Genomic DNA, 21,986 nt, shown 5'->3' with positions numbered 1-21,986 from the left:
GCACTGGTTTAACAGCACGCCAACTAGAATTAACCGTTTACAACGTCTGCAACCGCTTTTTCAAAGCGAGCTAAACCTTCTTTGATATCCTCAAGAGGGATAACTAAAGATGGCGTAAAGCGCACAACGTTTGTACCCGCAACAAGGCTCATTAAACCGTGTTTTGTGCTTGCTACTAGGAAATCACGTGCACGGCCTTCAAATTTGCTGTTAAGTACCGCACCTAATAATAGGCCTTTACCACGTACTTCACTAAATACGTCGTATTTTTCGCTGATTGCAGCAAAACCGTCGCGTAAAAGTTGTTCACGCTCTTTAACACCAGCGAGTACTTCTTCGCTATTAACAGTATCAAAAGCCGCTTCAGCTACAGCACATGCAAGTGGGTTACCGCCGTAAGTTGAACCATGTGTGCCTACTTTTAAATGCTCTGCAATGCTCGCCGTTGTGATCATCGCACCGATAGGGAAACCACCACCTAGCGCTTTTGCTGTCGTAAGAATATCTGGTGTTACACCTAAACCTTGGTATGCGTATAAATCGCCGGTACGGCCAACACCTGTTTGTACTTCATCAAAAATAAGTAAAGCATTGTGTTTGTCACATAACGCGCGAACACCTTTAATAAATTCGCTCGTTGGCGAAATGATACCGCCTTCACCTTGTAATGGCTCCATCATTACGGCACATGTGTTGTCGCTGATAAGTGCTTCAAACGCAGCTAAATCGTTATAGTCACAGTGATCAACAGCAGCAGGTTTAGGGCCAAAGCCATCAGAGTAAGCAGCTTGACCACCTACGGTAACAGTGAAGAATGTACGACCGTGGAAACCTTTGTTAAACGCGATGATTTGGTTCTTTTGCTCGCCGTGTACATCTAATGCCCAGCGACGCGCTAATTTTAATGCTGCCTCGTTGGCTTCTGCACCTGAGTTTGCAAAATACACTTTATCTGCAAATGTAGCGTCCGTTAACTTTTTAGCTAAGCGCAGTGCAGGCTCGTTTGTCATTACGTTTGATAAGTGCCAAATTTTTTCGCCTTGCTCTTTAAGCGCATTGACAAGAGCTGGGTGACAATGGCCTAAACAGTTAACGGCAATACCACCTGCAAAATCGATAAATTCTTTACCGTTTTGATCCCAAACACGTGAGCCTTCACCGCGAACAGGAATAACCTCTGATGGGTTGTAGTTTGGTACCATTACGTCGTTAAAAAGTTCTCTTGTTACTTGCATTTGTTGCACCTAAATATGGCTTAGTATGAAAAAAGTTAAATTGCAAAAAATAGGTCAGTTAAGCCGTTCCTGCCTAATTAAGCACGATGAAATTATTTTTCTTATCTATTTTTACTATTATCTGGGTTAGGAACTTAAATTTGCAGTGCTATTTTGTGAAAAATGACTAAAATAAAAAGCAAATTAACGAAAAGAGTAGTCAAAGTGATAACGACACAAGACGAAAAGCTATTATCTATACTAAGAACAAATGCCCGTGCGAGTATTTCAGACCTTGCCAGGGCGCTTAACTTATCGCGCTCAACAGTGCAAAGCCGAATGTTAAAACTAGAAGAAACAGGTGTGATCAAAGGCTATAGCGTAGATTATGGTGATGCTTATTTGAGCCAAATGGTATCGGCTCACGTTTCGATTAAAGTGAAACAAAAATTGACCACCAAAACGAATCTTGAACTAAAGCAGATTGATGCTATTTCACAGCTCTATGCAATTAGTGGTGAGTTTGATTTGATTGCCGTTGTGCAAGCGCAAAACCTTGAAAAGCTGAGCCACCTGCTAGATGACATTGGTAACTTAGATGGTGTTGAGCGAACAACGTCATCGGTGATTTTAGAGACGAAGTTTAAACGTTAAGGTTATTTAGAGTACGGTGCTTTGTTAATAATCACTTTTTTAACTTCGTCTAACTTAATCACATAAGCATTGCCACCAATACCTTTAAATTCTTCATCGGTAAACACGATGGTGTTGTCATCGTAAAATGTGATGGCTTCTTTTTGAGTGACTATGCCTAAGTCTATACGTGATACATCACCTGAGAAGAACTTGTCGCCTTTGAAGTTTTCAAATAACCAGATGCTGGTCGAGTCAAGTAAAACAAGTTTACTTCTGTCAGGGCTTAATGCGGCAGATGTGACCCAGCATAACTTTTCCATCGTTGTACAGGTTTTGAATGAGTCAATTAATTCGGCATCGAAATTTGCTGCATGGTCACCTACTTTATAAACATTGGTAATTCCATCGAATGGCTCGGTACGGTTTTTGGTAAATAAATACAAATGATGGTTAAAAGCAACAAATGCTTCTAAGTCAAAGTTACGTTTATTGGGGAGGATTGGGCTGCCATCCATTTCAGGGTAGGTGAATTTTATGATTTCAGCTTGTGTTGTATTGCCTTTTATATCAATAGGATTTTCTATTTTATAAATGGTTAGCCATTTTCGGTCATTGTTATTATTGCCAAAATCCCCTAAAAAGAAATGCCCGAACCTATTTTGAGTCATATCTTCCCAATCAATGTTTTTGGCATTGGTGACTAGCACTTCTTTTGCGATTGAGCCATCCTCATTTAAACGATACAGTTTTGGCTGGTCGCCACTGTCGTTAATTGCCCATAGGCGATGCTTTTTATCAAATTCTATCCCTGATATTTCTTTGACTTTAGGATCAACAGATAAGCGTTTTTTACTGTATAAAGTATAAATTGATGTACCGATAAAAATACCGGTAAGTGTCACGCACAGGGTTAGTGTAATTAATAGGCTTTTTTTCAACATTAACAAGGAATTGGGATTTAGATATTAAATGTGATTATAGCTTATTAATGTTGTCTCTGTATATTCCAAACACTTGTGCCTGTTGTTGCAATAAAATTGACGTTATCTTGGAGTACTTTATGGCCTACATTAAAAGATGATTCTGGTTGGCTAACTAAGTAACCCTGCACACTTCTAATACCCATTGATTTAACTAGCTCAAATTGTGCAAGCTCTTCAACGCCTTCAGCCACAATCTTTAACCCCAGTTTATGGCCTAACTCACTGACAGAGTGAAGTATTTTATTATATTTTGGGTTGTCATTGGCTTGCGCAATAAACAGTCTGTCCAGTTTTATTACATCAATCGGTAAGTCAGCAAGGGTGCTTAAAGAGCTAAAACCAGTACCAAAGTCATCAATGGCGATAGTGATACCCTCACGGCGTAATTTTTCTAGGTCGTTGATAATTTTTTTACTTGCGGTGATTAATGTCGACTCTGTTATTTCCAACATAACAGCAGTTGCTGGCAGTCCTGTTTTAGAAAGTTTGGCCATTACCCAATCATAAATTGCACGGTGTTTTAACTGAATGCCAGAAATATTCACCGATATTTTAACTTTCTTCATCCCCGCGTTATACCATGCAGCCATCTGCCGACATGATTCAAGCATGATCCAATCGCCGAGTTCTAGAATAAGATTCGATTCTTCAGCAATAGGAATAAACTCAACAGGTGAAATAGCGCCCTCAACTGGATGCTCCCAGCGTACCAAAGCTTCAAAATAATCGATTGCGCAATCGTCAACATCTACGATCGGTTGAAAGAATAAATGAAAATTTTCAGAGGCAATTGCAAGGCGCATTTCCTCGAGTAAGTAATGATAGCGACGCATTTTATTGCCCATTTCAGGCGAATACACTTTAAAAATACCACGGCCATCAGTTTTGGCACGATACATCGCCACATCAGCCATTTGCAGTAATGCGTGAGGTGTCGCTGCGCTGTCAGGGTAGGTTGCAATGCCTATGCTTGCGCTGATCTTAATCAGCTTATTACCGAGTACAAAATCCCTCTCGATTTCTTTTAAAACATTTTTAGCAACTTCAAGTGCTTGTTCTTTCGAGGTCAGGTGATTAATAAAGATAGAAAATTCATCTCCTCCCAAGCGAGCTAAGTTTTGTTCAAGCTGGCTGGTGGCAGAAATATTATTGAGCTTGTGATGGCGAAGCACACCCGTTAAGCGAGCTGCTACCTGAATAAGTACTTCATCGCCAAAGCTGTGGCCAAATGAATCATTTACCTGCTTAAAACCATCTAAATCGATAAATAAAAGCGCACAATTGAGTTTATCTATCTCTGCAACACTTAGTTGTCTGGCTAAATGCTCTAAATATGCATGACGGTCTATCAGTAGGGTCAATTTGTCTTGGCAAATACTCGCCTGAGACTCGCGAGTGTAGGTGGTAATGTGCGCGCTCAAGGCATGAACATTTGCTTGCAAATTACAAAGGGTAGATTGCGAAGCTGAATGTGTGTTAGTAAGGTTTAGGCTGGAGAGTAGGGCTGAAGTTTGAATGTTAAGTTCTTTAATCGTCTGTTTCATGCTATCGCTTTGACGTCTTAGGCTGACCAACCATGTGATAGCAATAATTAACAGCAACAAAATGATAATATTAATAGGTGCCATCAAAGTTGAAGTAATGAGCTGCTTTGTCTCAATTGCCGTGACTGTTTGTGTGTCGGCTTTAACGACAACGTAATTTTGGTTGTTATGAGTGAGCGTGTATTGACCACTTAACAGGATGTTGTACCAAGGGGCAGGCTCTATATTCGATGAGGTGCTTGCAAAAGTTGAAAGCACAGTTGTGCTTGGTTGATAAGAAAGATCGTTAACTTGTTTAACTAATAAAATATTCAAACCATACAAGAAAGCTACTATGGTTATCATACAACTGCATACTATACGAAGAGCATTGGCCATTATTCACTACCGTCCTGGGCACTATTATATTGTTTACCAACCCATAAGTTAATTTTTTCAGTATATGGCTTGTCACTAAAATAGACAAACCTTTTGTAATGTAATTAGATTGTTAATGATTAAACAAGAAAAAAGTTGTACTTATTTAGTGCAATAATAAGCTCCCTGAGTGTTTAGAAAATGCTTTTAATTGCATCGTTAACTTCAATTTTATTCACTTTACCAACCTTTACTTATTAACTACTTTTTACTGAGAAATTACTTAAGTTTAGTACTAAGAGTAAATAATAACTTTAACTCTCAAATTGGTTCATTTATTGCTGACTTAAGGTTAGAAGTTTGATTAATCATGTTTTTGTTTGTTTTATGCACTGCTATGGTGCGTATGCAAATATTTTGCACTGTCATAATGCGTAAACAAAGATTTGATTTACTAAGTAAGGTACATGTTCTTTTAGGCAGTTTTTAGCGCATGTAATACACAGCCCCGACTGTTGAGTAGTTGAACACGGCACTGTGGCAAGGATTAATTAACCATTTGGTTGAATTGGAGCCCACTATGTTAAGTAAACGTTTTTTTAAAACCAAAGACGAAACCGAAGTTACTTTTGAATTTCAGCACCCAGACGCTGAAAATGTGCAATTAGTTGCAGAGTTTACAGATTGGCAGCCAGTGCCAATGAAATACAACAAAAAAGAACAGGTTTTCAAGTGCAAGCAGCGTTTACCGCTCGATAAACAATTTCACTTTCGTTACCTCATTAATGGTCATGTTTGGGATAACGACCATCAAGCTGACGCTTATACTCCTAACGTTTTTGGTACTGAGAATAGTGTTGTAAACACTCAACGCGCTTAATAGGTGCATTAATGCAGTCACTTTCGCAGTTATTTTATCTTTATGGTATTGGCTACGAGTATACAAAGTACACAGGTGAGCATGTTGTTTTCGATGAGAATACTCGCGCTTCTGCCTTACGTTGCTGCGGTATTCATACTGACGACATAAATACAATTGAACAGCTAAACTTTACGCTTGATGCAGGTAATTGGCTCAATTTATTGCCGCCGGTAAGCCTTGTTAACGCTGAAAACCGACTATTAAAAGTGCGTATAGATGAGCGCTTACTTGAGCATCATTGTGAGCTATCAATCCCGTCACTCGGAGTAACCGCTCACAGAGAAAGCTTTGTAGGTTTAGATGTATTAGGTGACTATGGCTTAAATGGTGTTCGTTATATTGAGGTTGCACTACCTGTGCCGCATATGCCTATTGGTTATCATGATGCGTATATATCTGTGGCAGATCAACACGGTTGTAGTCAACTTTGGATAACCCCTCAAACATGTTATCAAGTTGAAGATAAAAGACGTTTGGGTTTATCTATTCAGCTCTACAGTTTAGTGAATCATGCAGGCTTTGGTATTGGTGATTTTGCTGACTTGGCTTCCCTTATTCGTGATGCGGCCAGCCATGGGATGGATTATATTTTACTAAACCCACTACATTTACTTTTTGAACACACCCCAGAGCGGGCAAGTCCATACAGCCCAAACAGCCGTGCTTTGTTAAATCCGCTGTATATAGCGGTGTCTCTATGTGAGGACGCAAAGCACAATACTGAGCTTGAAAAATTAATGGCTGAGCTGCCAATAAACTCAGAACAGTTCATAGATTACACCTTAGTCTCTGATTTTAAATATAAAGTATTCAATTGCTTATACGCACACTTTTGCAATACCGCATCGGACGAACGTAAAGCCCAATTCGACGAGTTTTGTAACGTACATAGCCAAAGCCTAGCAACACTGGATGCCGAAGATAGCCGATACGCAAGTTACTTACAGTGGCTTGCGCACTCTCAGCTAAACTTTTGCCAACAGTTAGCAGTTGATTGCTATATGGATATTGGTTTAATAAACGACTTGGCAGTGGGCTGCGCTGGAGATGGCAGTGAGTTTAAAAGTCAATATGCGTTATTTTCTCATGGTGCTTATGTTGGTGCACCACCGGACCCTTGGGCAGAGCAAGGCCAAAACTGGGGGCTACCTGCATTAGACCCACAAAAACTCAGCACAGATCACTTTGCATTTTACCGTTCTTTAATTCGCGCCAATATGGAAGATGTAGGCGGGCTGAGAATTGACCATGTTATGGCTATACGCAGATTATGGTGGTGTTTTGAGAGTCAAGGACAGCAAGATGGTTGTTATGTTTATTACCCATTTGAGCACCTTCTTGCCATTTTAAAAATAGAATCTCATCTTAATCAGTGTGTCGTAATTGGTGAAGATTTAGGGGTTGTCCCTAATGAAGTAAGAGAGGCACTTGCAGCAAGTGCTATTTATTCAAATGGTTTGTTTTATTTTGAAAAAGATCAGGATGGGGAGTTTCTCTCAGCTGAACATTTTTCGCAGCATAGTTTATTAATGATTGCTAATCATGATGTCCCGCCATTTTCTGGTTGGTGGACTGGTTATGATATCACTGTAAAACAGCAATATGGATTGATAGATGAGGCCGAGAGCTATGAACTCACTACAGCGCGAGACATTGAAAAGCAAAGGATGTTGCATTTTATTAATCGTCAAAGTGCTAAGGAGTTAAGCTCTAATGCACAGGCACAAGAAGTGTATGAAGCATTAGCGACATGTCTTGCTAAGGCTCCTGCACAGTTATTTACCATTCAAATAGATGATTTAGACGAGCAAGTATTGCCCGTAAACATCCCAGGCACTGATCAAGAATACCCAAATTGGCGGCGTTTATTGTCACGTCCGACAAAGCATATCATCGATTCTAAAGCATCATTGTTAGCCAATTTAATCTCCATAAGGAAGCAATAAATGCAAAGTCGTGTCCGCCAAGAGCACATTGAACAACCACTGATTTATCAGGCACAGATCACGGCTTTAACTGCGGGCTGCTTTAAAGATCCATTCAGCTTTTTAGGGCCACATAAAGTGAATAGTGAAAGTTATGAGGTACGTTGCTTTTTACCAGGAGCAAAAACAGTATCCGTTGTGCTCGACTCACTTACAGTGCCTGCACACAGACAAGGGCAGAGTGATTTGTTTGTTGCGACAATCCAAACAGAGTCTGCTCCTGAGTACAAACTTGACGTCAACTATGAGCAAGGGGGCGAGCAACAGTACGATGAATATAGCTTTGTCAGTACACTCGACGAGCAGGCAATGTATTTATTCAATGAGGGAAGCCTTGAGCATGCTTATAAACACTTTGGTGCTCATTTTACAGATCAGCAGGGTGTACAAGGGGTCCGTTTTGTAGTGTGGGCACCTAACGCCGCGAGTGTCTCAGTCATTGGAGATTTTAATTATTGGCAACGCAGCCGCCACTTTATGCGGTTTCATCCTGCAAGTGGTGTGTGGGAGTTATTTATTCCTGCACTTAAAGTAGACCAATGTTACAAGTTTGCGATTACCACTCTTAGTGGTGAAGTACTTGAAAAAGCGGATCCATTTGCATTCAAAATGCAACAGGCACCTGGAACTGCTTCTGTTTTACAGTGTATCAAGGCAGAGGTGCACCTTGACAAGCACGCACTGGCAAATCGTGCCAAGCGCAATAGTATTGATGCGCCAATAAGTATATATGAAGTGCATGTAGGTTCTTGGCAGCGTCAAGATAATAATCGATATCTAACATGGCGAGAGCTTGCAGATTGTCTGATCCCTTACACCAAAGAGCTTGGTTTTTCCCACTTACAGTTAATGCCAATTAGTGAATACCCATTTGATGGTTCATGGGGTTATCAACCGGTAGGTTTATTTGCGCCAACAAGCCGTTATGGTAGCTTTGAAGATTTTGTTTATTTTGTTAATCAATGTCATCAAGCAAACTTAGGAGTTATATTAGATTGGGTGCCTGGGCATTTTCCAAGTGACCCGCATGGTTTGCATTGTTTTGATGGCACTCACCTTTATGAGCATGCAGATATTCGTCAAGGGTTTCACCCAGATTGGAATACCTATATCTACAACTATGATCGGGCTGAAGTGCGCAGTTTTTTGATTGCGAATGCGATGTATTGGCTGCATGAATTTGGTATTGATGGTCTGCGTGTTGATGCTGTGGCGTCAATGCTTTACTTAGATTACAGCCGTGAAGAAGGACAGTGGGTTGCTAATCAATATGGCGGCCGTGAAAATCTCGGGGCCATTGAGTGTTTAAAACAAGTGAATATGCGCTGCTACGCAAATAATCCTGGCATCATGATGGTGGCAGAAGAATCAACAGCATGGCCTGGTGTTACACGCCAAGTTGATCATGATGGCTTAGGATTTGGCTACAAATGGAATATGGGCTGGATGAATGACAGTCTGCACTACATGCAGCGAGACCCACTATACCGTGCGCATCACCACCATGAAATGACTTTCTCAATGGTTTATGCCTATAGTGAAAATTATATTTTGCCACTCAGTCACGATGAGGTTGTACATGGCAAAAGGTCGCTTATTGAAAAAATGCCCGGCGATGACTGGCAAAAGTTCGCTAATTTAAGAGCATATTATGCCTTTATGTGGGCTCACCCAGGCAAAAAGCTCCTTTTTATGGGGGCTGAAATAGCGCAACGTAACGAGTGGAATCACGACCAATCATTAGATTGGCACTTACTTGAACATATTAGTCACCGTGGTGTGCAGCAAACCATTAAAGAGTTAAATGAGCTCTATCGCAACACGCCCGCACTGTACGAACAAGACACCACCCCTGCAGGGTTTGCTTGGCTCGATAGCAACAATGCAAAGCAAAGTATTTTTAGTTTCATTCGCTATGCAAAACAAGCCGATGATTTTGTAATCGTGATCAGCAATTTAACCCCGCAGGTCTATCATGACTTCATCGTTGGCGTACCAAAAGCGGGTGATTATCAGGTTATTTTTAACACCGATAAGCAAGATTATTTTGGCTCAGGTGTAGAGGTGACAGGCGAGGTAAATCAAACAATAAGTACGCAAATGACGCTAAGCCATGGTTTTAAACAAAGTTTGAGTATTTCTTTACCAGGCCTTGCCACAATTTACCTTAAAAAGGTGAATCATGAGTCATAGTGTACGATTGGAAGTCGGTTCTACGCAGCCTTTGGGGTCAGCCGTTGTTGAAGAAGGTGTAAACTTTGCTGTGTACGCGCCACAGGCAAAGCATATGTCACTGTGCCTGTTTGACAGTAGTGGTCACTCGGAAGTATTAACGCTACCGATGAATATGAATGAAGGGGGTGTGTGGACACTTTTGGTAAGCCCATTAAAAAAAGGGGCGTTATATGGCTTTCGTGCCGATGGTGAATATGCACCTGATAAAGGACTGTTTTTTAATAAACACAAACTCCTGTTAGATCCATATGCGCAGGACTTTTACGGTGAATTCACTTGGAGTGAACGCCACTATGGGCAAATGCCGGTAGGCACCTTAAGTGAAGTGAATAATGCCATTGATATGCCAAAATCGCGTGTCGGAGAAGTTACGCCATATTCGGGTAAAAGGCCAAATCACAGCTGGGGCAAAACCGTGATTTATGAGTGTCATGTTAAAGGGGCAACATGCAGACACCCAGACATTCCCAAATCATTACAGGGAAAGTTTTTAGGGTTGAGCCATCCTCGTTTCATTGAGCATTTACGTACGTTGGGCATAACTTGCTTGGAGTTATTGCCTGTACAAGCCTTTATTAGTGAACAGTTTCTTACTGCCAAAGGGTTACAAAATTATTGGGGTTATAACACCTTAAACTTTTTTACTCCCCACAAAGATTACTTGGTTAAAGATGATGTCAGTGAATTTCAAGATATGGTGGCAGCCCTTCATAAAGCAGACATTGAAGTTATTTTAGATGTTGTTTACAACCACACTGCCGAGGCTGGCACGGATGGACCTTTATTATCACTGCGAGGCTTAGATAATCTAGGCTATTACCGAACAGTGGCTGATAAACCATCACATTATATTAATGATACGGGGTGTGGCAATACGCTCAACATCGACTCTCCACGCACATTACAATTGGTACTCGATAGTTTACGCTATTGGGTTGAAATAATGGGCGTAGATGGTTTTCGATTTGATCTTGCGACTATCTTAGGGCGCAACCCACATGGTTTTAATCAAGCTCATTCATTTTTACAGGCAATAAACCAAGACCCTGTACTTAATAAAGTAAAGTTAATTGCTGAGCCTTGGGATATTGGGCCTGGAGGCTATCAACTTGGTGCTTTCCCTGCGCCTTGGCGTGAGTGGAATGATCAATACCGCGATATCGTTCGACGTTTTTGGAAACAAGAGCTAGGCTTAATAGGTGAACTTGCAAAGCGTTTGCATGGTTCTTTCGATCTATTTGAGCATAACTTACGAGGCCCATTAAATAGCATTAACTTTATTACTAGCCATGACGGATTTACGCTTGCAGATTTAGTCAGTTACGAACAAAAGCATAATGAAGCTAATGGTGAACAAAATCGTGATGGTCATAGTGCTAATTATTCATTTAACTGTGGAGTTGAAGGCTTTACTAACGATGCAAAAGTAAGCTCATTACGATTACAACAACAAAAAAATATGTTGCTAACGTTATTGCTTTCCAAAGGCGTGCCTATGCTTGCGTCGGGCAGTGAAATGGCTCACTCACAGGGCGGTAATAATAATGCGTATTGCCAAAACAACCGCACCAGTTGGCTTGCTTGGAAAGATTCTCAATTAAGCCACCCATTGACTCGATTCATTGACGATGTGCTGCGTTTACGCAAACAATTTAGTGTCTTTAAGCACCGTTTCTTTGTGCACGATGATGACACGCGGTATGACGTAGCATGGTTTACCGAAGAAGGTATCGCGATGCAACAGGACGACTGGCATGAAGCTGAGCGTCAGTTGCTAATGTATAGCTTAACCGATAAACATACACATCAAGCACTCTTAATCATTCTAAATGCAGGATCTGAGGCTGTTAGCTGTCAACTTCCTCATTTAGAAAAAGCGAAGTGGCAGCTCGCTGTTAGCAGTATTCATCCAATATCCGCCAATGAAGATATGGAACAACAAATAGCTGCAATGAGTAGCTGGGTTTTTACCGCCAATTCAGAGGACTAAAGTCATGACTAAAAATGCTGAGCAAGCATGTGTTGTAAAAGGGTGGCAAGACGCGCCAATTATTGATGAAAGCACCTTAGAGGATGATTTATCACGCCATTTTTACTACACCTTAGGGCGTGACAAAGTCGGCAAGTCACAACTGTATTTATATCATGCGTTAGCATTAACAATACGTGACAGGCTGGTGGCTCGCTGCCGTGTTACCAAGCAGCAAATACATGAGCAAAAGCGTCGAAAAACTGCCTATTTATCACTGGAGTTTTTAATGGGACGGGCACTTGGCAATGCAATTTTGAATCTTGATTTAGATGAGCAAGTTGAAAAAGCATTGCAGCAATATTGTACTGAGCTTGAACAAGTTGCAGAAGCTGAACACGATGCAGGGCTTGGTAATGGCGGTTTAGGGCGTCTTGCAGCGTGTTTTTTGGATAGCTGCGCCAGTCTTGCTCTGCCTGTTATTGGTTATGGTATCCGTTACGAATACGGTATGTTTAATCAGGCACTTGAAAATGGCCATCAAGTTGAGCAACCAGATAACTGGCTACGAGAAGGGCATCCGTGGGAATTAAGCGCACCAGAGCAGTCAAAACGGGTTAAATTTTTTGGTCACCTAGAAAGCTATACAGATAAACAAGGACGAGTGCATCGTCAGTGGCTTGATACCCAAGACGTACTCGCCGTACCTTATGATGTGCCAATCCCTGGCTATAAAAATGACATAGTTAACACCTTGCGTTTGTGGAAGTCAGAAGCCACTGATGAGTTTGACTTAAGTGAGTTCAATGCAGGTAGTTATTCTGAGGCAGTGGCACGTAAGAACTTAGCAGAGCAAATTACCATGGTGCTATATCCCAACGATAGTAGCGAAAACGGTAAAGAGCTGCGTTTACGTCAACAATATTTTTTATCGTCGGCCAGTATTCAAGACATCATTGATATTTGGGTTAATCAGTACGGTGAAGACTTCTCTGACTTTGCCGATCATCATGTATTTCAGTTAAACGACACTCACCCTAGTATTGCGGTAGCAGAGCTAATGAGACTACTTGTGGATGATTATGAGCTTGATTGGGATGAAGCGTGGCTAATTACCACAAAAACAATGGCATACACAAACCATACACTTTTACCTGAAGCACTTGAAAAGTGGTCGGTGTCATTATTTTCTCGTTTACTCCCCCGTATATTAGAAATTATTTATGAGATTAATGCACGTTTTCTAGCTGAGGTTGCACAAGCGTGGCCAGGGGATGTTGGCAAGCAACAAGCTTTGTCGTTAATTGAAGAAGGTAGCGAACCGCAAATTCGTATGGCGTATTTAGCGATTGTTGGTAGCTACTCCGTCAATGGTGTAGCAGCCCTGCATACTGAGCTGTTGAAAGCTGGCTTATTTAATGACTTTTATCAATTATGGCCTAACAAATTCAATAACAAGACAAATGGTGTGACTCCTCGTCGTTGGCTTGCTCATTGTAACCCTGCGTTAAGTACATTAATTACCAGCAAAATCGGTGATGATTGGGTTGCTGATTTCAGCAAAATTAGCCAGCTACGTCGTTATTACGACGATGAAGCCTTCCACAAACAATGGCAAGCAGTTAAATGCATTAATAAACAGCGTTTAGTTGACTTAGTCAAAGCTCGCTGTGGTGTTGAGTTTGATTCTTCAATGATGTTCGATGTGCAAGTTAAGCGTATTCATGAATACAAACGCCAGCTTTTAAATGTACTGCATATCATTCATTTATATGATCGAATTCGTCAAGGTCACACAGACAATATCGTGCCACGCTGTGTGTTACTTGGTGGCAAAGCAGCACCTGGTTATTACATGGCGAAGAAGATCATTAAGTTAATTAATAACGTTGCTGAGGTTATCAATAAAGATCCACTCGCTCAGCCCTACTTACGAGTTGCGTTTTTGCCTAATTATAACGTAACTGCTATGGAAACTATTTGTCCTGCAACGGATTTATCAGAGCAAATTTCAACAGCAGGTAAAGAAGCATCTGGCACGGGTAATATGAAGTTCATGATGAATGGTGCACTGACCATTGGCACATTAGATGGTGCAAACATTGAGATTCGAGATGCGGTTGGTGCAGACAACTTTTTCTTATTTGGTGCCCGAGCAGAACAAATTGATGATATTAAAGCCCACTATAACCCTGAGCAAATTATCCAACAAACTGACAGCTTATATAAAGTGATGCAGCTCATTGAAAGTGGTCATTTTAATCTTTTTGAACCCAATTTATTTGACGACATAATTGCCGCGATTAAAAGTCCACACGACCCTTGGTTAGTCGCCCATGATTTTGCCAGCTTTGTACAAGCGCAAGAACATGTTGAGCAAGCCTATTTAGACACATCACATTGGACCAAAATGAGCATTTTGAATACGGCCGCCAGTGGTATGTTTTCGAGCGATAGAACCATAAGCCAATACAGTGACGACATATGGCATTTGGAGCCACTTTTGGATACTCGCACACAGCAACACACAGAAAAAAGTAGCTAACTTAAGACGGAGAGAGTTATGCCAAGTTATGCAAATCGATATATAAGTAGTTTAACAAGAGAAACGTATGCCCTAATTTTAGCGGGTGGGCGAGGTTCACGTTTACACGAATTAACAGATTGGCGAGCGAAACCGGCTGTGTACTTTGGTGGTAAGCATCGAATTATCGACTTCCCATTGTCCAACTGTATAAACTCAGGAATTCGTCGAGTGGGGATTGCTACTCAGTACAAATCACACTCATTAATTCGTCATGTGAATCGTGCTTGGGGGCACTTTAAGAAAGAGCTTGGAGAATCAGTTGAAATACTGCCAGCATCTCAGCGTTATGGTGATGAGTGGTATTGCGGTACTGCCGATGCTGTTTTTCAGAATATGGATATTATTCGCCATGAACTACCTAAGTATGTAATGATTTTATCTGGGGATCATGTTTACCGTATGGACTATGGCGGTCTGTTAGCAAAGCACGTAGAAACAGGGGCTGATATGACAGTATGCTGCATTGAAGTGCCTTGTGAAGAAGCCGCAAATACTTTTGGTGTGATGACAGTTGATGATACTAAACGGGTTCGCCGCTTTGATGAAAAGCCAGCAACCCCGAGTTCTGTGCCTGGCAAACCGGGCACTTGCTTAGCCTCAATGGGAAATTATGTTTTCAATACTGAGTTTTTGTTTGAACAGCTAAAAAAAGATGCTGAAACAGAGGGCTCTGGCCGAGACTTTGGTCACGATATTATTCCTGCCATAATCGAAGAGCATAATGTGTATGCTTACCCATTTAGAGATCCAGGCTTTGAAGGTCAGCCGTATTGGCGCGATGTAGGCACGCTTGACTCGTTTTGGGAAGCCAATATGGAGCTAGTGATGCCTGAACCGCAACTTGATTTATATGACCCAAGTTGGCCAATTTGGACATACCAAGAGCAACTACCACCTGCTAAGTTTATTTTTGATAATGATGACAGGCGCGGCATGGCAGTGGATTCCACTGTTTCAGGTGGATGTATTATTTCGGGCTCGTTAGTGAGAAAGTCACTGTTGTTTTCAAATGTGCATGTACACTCTTATTGTGAAATAGAACAGTCGGTGATTCTACCCGGTGCAAAAATTCAGCGTAATTGTCGAATCAAACGCGCAATTATTGACCGTAGCTGTGAAATTCCGGCAGGGCTGGAAATTGGCTACGATCATAAGGTCGATAAAGAGAATGGCTTTAGGGTATCCAAAAAAGGCATTGTGCTTGTTACCCGTGACATGTTGCATGAACTTGCAAAGAAACTAAAGCAACAAGAGCAGGATAACAAACGTCTTGCTTAATGCCGTGCTCATGCAGTTAGCGCGTATTGCCGTGGCTGCATGATTTAAATATATTCAAAAGGAGTACTGCAAACATGCATGTGTTGATGGTGGCTGCAGAGAATGATGCTTTACCCAATGCCAAAGTAGGTGGTGTAGCTGATGTTGTTAGAGATTGTCCAAAGGCTTTGATTGAAAAAGGCTTAACGGTTGATGTTGTTATACCTGATTATGGTTTTCATTATTTGGAGCGTCACCACCTAGGCAGTATCTCGATTTCATTTGCAGGCAAAATAGAGCAATTAGAAGTTTGGCAGCTAGCTCAGTCGGAACAGGGCATAAAGCAACTTGTTATTTCGCATTGGGAATTTAGCCGACATCATGGTGCTGTGTATTGTAATGATGAAATAGGCCGCCCATTTGCAACAGATGCCAGTAAGTTTGCTCTGTTCAATGCGGCAGTCTGTGAGGCTTTATTACAAGGAGTTATTAACCCCCCAGATGTTTTGCACCTACACGATTGGCATAGTGCGTGTGTTGCGTTGTTACTTAAAACAGATAAGCGATTTAATCGGTTTTCAAACCTCTTTTTAGCCTACACGGTTCATAATTTAGCTCTACAAGGTATTCGTCCATTCAAGGGGGATAGCTCGAGCTTAGAAGCATGGTTTCCAAGTTTAGGCTACGATGGTCAAAAATTGTGTGATCCTCGCTACCCAGATTGTTTTAATCCGATGCGCACAGCGATTAATTTAGTTGATAAAGTTCACTTGGTGTCTCCAACTTATTGCCAAGAGGTCCTTAAAGCAAGCGATGCTGACAATGGGTTTTTTGGTGGCGAAGGATTAGAGCAAGACTTACAGGCAGCTAATAAAGAAGGGCGAGTAGTTGGCATACTCAATGGCTGTGAATACTCAGTCGCAGAGCCAGATAATTGTACTCTGGCTAGCCTGTATCAGTATGCCGAGTTGGCATTGTTTCAATGGATGGCAAAAAGTCCGATACTTGACTCAACCCACTACATTGCGCATCAACGGCTTTTACAGTTTAAAACACGTCCCTTTTCAGGCCCATTAGTAACCAGTGTCGGCCGTTTAACGGATCAAAAAGCCTTGCTGCTGCGCCAACCTTTTAATCAACATCCTGTTATTGATGAATTGTGTGCTCGTTTAAGCACATACCATGGCTATATGATTATATTGGGCTCGGGTGATGACTCGCTTGAGCAATTAATGACCGCGGCGATGGCGCGAAATACTAACTTATTATATTTAAAAGGGTACGCACACTTAACAGGCGAATACCTATACCAGTTAGGCGATTTATTTTTAATGCCTAGTTCGTTTGAACCATGTGGTATAAGCCAGATGCTAGCGATGCGAGCAGGCCAACCATGCCTTGTTCATAGTGTGGGTGGGCTTAAAGATACGGTCGTTGATTCAGAAAATGGTTTTAGTTTTGAAGGTGCTAATCTTAGCGAGCAAAGTAGTGCACTCATTAATCGTTTTAGTGAGGTATTAGCGTTAAGAGAAACAGACTCTGAATTATGGTGTACAATTTGCGAGCGAGCGAAAAGTGCTCGTTTTACTTGGCAGCAAGTCGCCTCAGATTATTTATCGAACTTATATCAATAAAAAGTGGACTATTATTGGGAATAGGGTGACTTTTGTTTCAATTTCAGCTATTAATTACTTAGTGTTACATAATAAATAAAAAGTAGGTAAAGTGGCTGTATTTGTTGCTAGGCAAGCTGTCTTTAATCGTCGTCAACAAGTTGTCGCCTATGAGTTACTATTTCGTGATAGTGAAAAAAACTGTTTTCCGAATGTTGCTGAGAGTACTGCGACAGCGCGACTCATTATGGAAAACCAGCTCAACTTAGGTACACGTCATATTACATCGGGGAAAAAAGCGTTAATTAATATTGGTCCAGAGTCTTTGAAACTGGATTTATGCGCTTTTTTGCCTAATAAGGATGTTGTTATCGAACTGTTGGAAACCATGGAGCCAACAGACGAAAACTACGCTTTTTGTCGTGAACTTTTTCATAATAACTTTAAGCTTGCTCTGGATGATTTCGTTTATCAACCAGAATGGGATCGTTTTTTAAAATTAGTACGATTGATTAAGTTTGATGTAAAACAAACGCCTTTCGAAGAAATTTCTCCTGTTGTTAATAAGCTAAAAAAGCACAAAAAAATAAAACTACTCGCTGAAAAGCTTGAAACAGAAGAAGATTATAAAAAAGCCTATGAAATGGGTTTTGATTTTTTTCAAGGCTACTTTTTTGCAAAACCAACCATGATCCAACAGCGAGACATTAACTATAACTACGCCTTAGTATTGTCGATTTACGCCGAAGTTATGCGACCTTCACCTGATATTAATGAAGTGGCAGGTTTGTTTTCTCTTGATACAGCGCTTGCCTATAAGCTGTTGCGACTGATCAACAGTGGCGTATTTCCAATAAAAAGCAAGATAGGTTCTTTGAAACAGGCACTTGTTTATTTGGGTAATGAACGACTGAAAAAGTTTGTAAGTCTTATAATTACCGCCCATAGTGCGCAATCAAAACCAGCCGAGTTAACTCGGCTTTGTGTTGTTAGGGCACGCTTTTGTGAGTTAATAGCCTTGCAAGTCGCTAAAGAACACACTGGCGAAGCGTTTCTAACGGGCTTGTTTTCTTTGCTGGATGCTATACTTGACCAACCGATGGAAAAGCTGCTTGATAGGCTACCTTTTCCTGAGGATATCCATGCGGCATTGATGCAGGAAAAGAATATTCTTTACTATATACTTGAGACTGTTAAAGCTTACGAAACGGGCAGTTGGTGGGCATTAGAGCAAGCTGTCGCTTATATTAATATTGAGAGTGCAGATCTTCCCAAAATCTATGAAAATGCGGTAAATTGGAGTGATAGCTGTCGGCAAAACTTATAAGTGATTTATGCGCAATATAAATATGGATGTTTTACGGGGTATTGCGGTACTTGGCCTGATGTTTATGAATGCCTATTTTTTCGGTGTTTTTGAATATGGATACGTGCCAAGTACACAACCACCTTTATCTGATAATATAATTCATACTGCCGATCTCATTTTTGTTGATGGGCGATTCAGAACACTCTTTTGCCTGTTATTTGGCGCAGGCTTAGTTATTCAACGGCAGCATCCTCAGTTACATGATAAACAATATAACCGTTTAAAAATACTTGCCTTTATTGGTCTAGCACATGGCCTTCTACTTTGGGCTGGCGATATTTTATTAATTTATGCGTGTGCAGGTTGGTTAACGTTAAAGTTTATTGACCAACCCTATAATCAACAATTAAAACAAGGCATTGGATTTTTAGCGCTTGGCGCAGTCATTTCATTTTTACTGGCTTTTATTGAACCTGATATGAGCCCTTTAACACGTGAATCAGATACTTTTGTAGAGGCTTACCAAGACTGGCATTCATCATTTTTTTCTGGGTTTATGAGTAACATACTTATGTTTGTTGTGATGCTAATAGCGCTCCCGCTTATAACATTATGGATGGCAGCGGGTATTATGCTTATTGGTGTAGCACTCTATAAACAAGGCATTTTTGTAAACGGCTTAACAACAAAGCAGCTTAACTTTATTTTACCAGCTGCCGTTGGATTTACGCTTTTAAGGTTAATAGTTGAGCCTAGCACAAGCGTTTTAACATATGCTTTAGCTGAACCATTTAACTGGTTTGCAGCCCTTAGTACTGCTTTACTTTATATTCATTTAATTGTGAAGCTTGTCGGAAATAATAAAAATAAATTTACAGTCTTACAAAATGCAGGTCGTATGTCATTGACCTTATACTTGATGCAAACAGTCATCTTTTTGTTGTGCTTTCGAGTTGTATTTCCTTCGTGGGTACTTACCTTTAATCGGATTGATTATTGGCTACTTAGCGTTTTTATTGCCGTGCTTCAGCTGAGCTTTTGTGCCTTATATTTACGTTTATTTAAGCATGGACCATGTGAATATGTATGGCGTAAATTATCGTCATAGTCGCATTGTGTGTACTACACTTAACTTAAAGAAAATTGTTCGGGGATGTTATGCGGTTTTGGATAATTAGCTTACTAATGTTATGCACAATGCCACTGTGCGCAGTCGAGCAATTTAATGTGTTATTTGTAAATCCATCCATTAAAGAAGAACCATTTTGGCAAAAAGTGACCGACGTAATGCAGGCGGCCGCAAAGCAAACTAATGTCGATTTGGATATTATCTATGGCGGGGCGAATCGCCATATTCAACTGGAAGAACTCAAGCAATACCTCAAATACAATGCGACACCTGATTATGTTGTCTTAATTAACTATCCAGGTGGCGCTGAGCAGTCGATGAGTTTGTTAGAAAAACACAAAGTTAAGTTTATTACCCTAGAAGAAACTATTCTAGGGGCTGAGCGAGATCAAGTCGGTGAGCCAAAACAGCATTTTAAATATTGGTTAGGCGAAGTGTATCACGACAACTTTAAAGCCGGTGAACAACTTGGCAAAGCTCTGCTAGACAGTGCTCAAAAAGCAGGTCAAACAGCGCATTTTGTTGCTATTAATGGCCACTATGGCACCGAATCTGACACACGTAGTAACGGCTTAAAGCACTTTTTAAAAAATCAGCAAGTTGAGCTAGAGCAGGTGGTGTATGCTAATTGGAACAAAACTGAAGCTACCGATAAAGTGCGCAGGCTATTACATCGCTACCCTCAAACAAACGTTATTTGGTGTGCTTCTGACTTAATGGCGCTTGGTGCACTGGATGCTGTTAAAGAGAAAAATAATAAACAGTACTTTATTGGTGGCATGGACTGGCTTGATGATAACTTAAGACTGATTGAACAAGGACGATTAACCGCAAGTGCCGGTGGGCATTTTATGATGGGGGCATGGGCATTAATAAGTCTGGTCGATCATCACAATGGTCACTCATATTGGACGAATAATAATTCTATAAAGTTTTTATTAGGCGTGATCACCAATCAAAACGTAAACGATTACAATTGGATAAGAGACATCGAAGATTGGTCTACGGTTCCCTTTGACGCATTTTTGCTCAGCGGTTCAAATAATACTGCCTATCAGCTCGATTTTGAGCGGCTGCATTCCTTATTGCTGCAAAAAAACGCCGATGTGGCTATTGATGAATCCGCTTTTTAGACGGCCTCTATTGCGTCTGGTTTGCCTAAGCGTTCTGGTATAAACTAGCGGCTTTACAATTCTAATAGAAGTACGTTATGACACAGTTAAAGCGATTAAATAAATTTATCAGTGAAACAGGGTTCTGTTCACGTCGCGAGGCCGATAAATATATTGAAGAAGGTCGCGTAACTGTTAACGGTAACTTACCTGAAATGGGCGTTAAAGTCAGTGAATCCGACGACGTACTTATCGATGGCAAAGCACTCAAAGCAAAGCCTAAACTTGTTTATATCGCTTACAACAAACCTGTGGGGATAACTTGTACCACAGAACGTAAAATTCAAAGTAATATTGTAAAAGCAGTAAACTATCCTGAGCGAATTTTTCCTATTGGTCGTTTAGATCGCCCATCCGAAGGGTTAATATTTCTAACTAACGAAGGTGACATCGTTAACAAGATTTTGCGCGCGGGTAATAATCACGAAAAAGAATACGTCGTCACCGTTGATAAACCGTTAAACCGCCAATTTGTAAATAAAATGGCAAATGGTATTCCCATCCTCGATACGGTGACAAAGAAATGTAAAGTCACACAAACTGGCCCTCAGCAATTCACTATTGTATTGACACAAGGGCTCAACCGCCAAATTCGCCGCATGTGTGAATACCTAGGCTATGAAGTTGTGACTCTTAAACGCACGCGCATCATGAATGTGACGTTAAAAGGCTTGAAAGTAGGCCAATGGCGTCACCTGACAGAACAAGAAATGGCTGAAATTAATAACTCCATTGCAAATTCAGGTAAAACTGAAGAACGTTCCATAGATGAAAACAAACAGCAAACCAAACCTTCGCCAAAACCTCGCGCAGAAAACGATAAAAAGCGCGACTTTTCGAAGTACGTAAAAAAAGCGCGCACAGACTCAAAACAAACGAAAACTCATTCTGCAAAAAATACGCAAACAAAGCGCAGTAGCACTAAACGTGTAGGCACATTGAGTCTTAAAAAATAACTAATAACATAAAGCGTATTTAGCTTCGAATTCAGAACTAACTAAAAAATTTTTAACTATTTTTTAGCGGCAAATAAAGCTAGGTGGACATTTACTACTAAAGCCCATCTAATCAATA

15 protein-coding genes are annotated in these 21,986 nt (G+C 40.8%); 12 read left to right on the top strand and 3 right to left on the bottom strand.

Annotation, left to right across the window (positions count from 1 at the left end; translation table 11 throughout):
• Positions 1–29: 29 nt before the first annotated feature.
• Positions 30–1,235 carry an aspartate aminotransferase family protein gene (locus L3V38_RS08035; RefSeq protein ID WP_237119017.1) on the bottom strand — a complete coding sequence of 402 codons (1,206 nt, stop codon included), beginning with the start codon at positions 1,233–1,235 and terminating at the stop codon, positions 30–32.
• Between the two features lie 204 nt (positions 1,236–1,439).
• Here L3V38_RS08035 and L3V38_RS08030 point away from each other — a divergent pair, with 204 nt between their 5' ends.
• A complete protein-coding gene (locus tag L3V38_RS08030; RefSeq protein ID WP_130152305.1) occupies positions 1,440–1,868 on the top strand; it encodes an Lrp/AsnC family transcriptional regulator in 429 nt (142 codons plus the stop codon).
• Positions 1,869–1,870: 2 nt separating this feature from the next.
• Here L3V38_RS08030 and L3V38_RS08025 read toward each other — a convergent pair whose 3' ends face one another.
• A complete protein-coding gene (locus tag L3V38_RS08025) occupies positions 1,871–2,791 on the bottom strand; it encodes a hypothetical protein (RefSeq protein ID WP_130152304.1) in 921 nt (306 codons plus the stop codon).
• Positions 2,792–2,835: 44 nt separating this feature from the next.
• Positions 2,836–4,722: an EAL domain-containing protein gene (locus tag L3V38_RS08020; RefSeq protein WP_130152303.1), complete on the bottom strand. Its 1,887-nt coding sequence runs from the start codon at positions 4,720–4,722 to the stop codon at positions 2,836–2,838.
• Positions 4,723–5,314: 592 nt separating this feature from the next.
• Here L3V38_RS08020 and L3V38_RS08015 point away from each other — a divergent pair.
• The 11 genes from L3V38_RS08015 to rluF all read left to right on the top strand — a co-directional run bounded on the left by L3V38_RS08015 (position 5,315) and on the right by rluF (position 21,868).
• Positions 5,315–5,614 (top strand): isoamylase early set domain-containing protein, encoded by a 300-nt coding sequence (locus L3V38_RS08015; RefSeq protein WP_062567102.1) that lies wholly within the window; start codon positions 5,315–5,317, stop codon positions 5,612–5,614.
• 11 nt (positions 5,615–5,625) lie between these two features.
• The gene (malQ, locus tag L3V38_RS08010) at positions 5,626–7,602 is read left to right on the top strand and encodes a 4-alpha-glucanotransferase (protein WP_130152302.1); all 1,977 of its coding nucleotides are present in this window, start codon (positions 5,626–5,628) and stop codon (positions 7,600–7,602) included.
• Entirely contained in the window at positions 7,603–9,834 is a 2,232-nt protein-coding gene (gene glgB / locus L3V38_RS08005; RefSeq protein ID WP_237119016.1) for a 1,4-alpha-glucan branching protein GlgB, read from the top strand.
• Positions 9,824–11,866, top strand: a complete 2,043-nt coding sequence (glgX, locus tag L3V38_RS08000; RefSeq protein WP_130152300.1) for a glycogen debranching protein GlgX — start codon at positions 9,824–9,826, stop codon at positions 11,864–11,866. The genes glgB and glgX overlap by 11 nt, the downstream gene beginning before the upstream one ends.
• A 4-nt stretch (positions 11,867–11,870) precedes the next feature.
• Positions 11,871–14,390 (top strand): glycogen/starch/alpha-glucan phosphorylase, encoded by a 2,520-nt coding sequence (locus L3V38_RS07995; RefSeq protein WP_130152299.1) that lies wholly within the window; start codon positions 11,871–11,873, stop codon positions 14,388–14,390.
• Positions 14,391–14,408: 18 nt separating this feature from the next.
• Complete coding sequence (gene glgC / locus L3V38_RS07990) at positions 14,409–15,710, top strand: glucose-1-phosphate adenylyltransferase (protein WP_237119015.1); 1,302 nt, start codon at positions 14,409–14,411, stop codon at positions 15,708–15,710.
• A 74-nt stretch (positions 15,711–15,784) separates the two neighbouring features.
• Positions 15,785–17,323: a glycogen/starch synthase gene (locus L3V38_RS07985; protein ID WP_237119014.1), complete on the top strand. Its 1,539-nt coding sequence runs from the start codon at positions 15,785–15,787 to the stop codon at positions 17,321–17,323.
• A 91-nt stretch (positions 17,324–17,414) separates the two neighbouring features.
• Positions 17,415–18,629, top strand: a complete 1,215-nt coding sequence (locus L3V38_RS07980; RefSeq protein WP_237119013.1) for an HDOD domain-containing protein — start codon at positions 17,415–17,417, stop codon at positions 18,627–18,629.
• 7 nt (positions 18,630–18,636) lie between these two features.
• Positions 18,637–19,719, top strand: coding sequence for a DUF418 domain-containing protein (locus L3V38_RS07975; RefSeq protein ID WP_237119012.1), 1,083 nt, complete (start codon positions 18,637–18,639; stop codon positions 19,717–19,719).
• A gap of 50 nt (positions 19,720–19,769) precedes the next feature.
• Entirely contained in the window at positions 19,770–20,873 is a 1,104-nt protein-coding gene (locus L3V38_RS07970; protein ID WP_130152294.1) for an ABC transporter substrate-binding protein, read from the top strand.
• 77 nt (positions 20,874–20,950) lie between these two features.
• On the top strand, positions 20,951–21,868 hold the full coding sequence (rluF, locus tag L3V38_RS07965; protein WP_237119011.1) for a 23S rRNA pseudouridine(2604) synthase RluF: 918 nt from the start codon (positions 20,951–20,953) through the stop codon (positions 21,866–21,868).
• The last annotated feature ends 118 nt before the right edge of the window (positions 21,869–21,986 follow it).

It is taken from the genome of Pseudoalteromonas sp. L1, assembly GCF_021728095.1.
In the GTDB taxonomy this organism is placed as follows: Bacteria; Pseudomonadota; Gammaproteobacteria; order Enterobacterales; family Alteromonadaceae; genus Pseudoalteromonas.
This window is presented reverse-complemented; position numbering and strand designations above follow the sequence as displayed.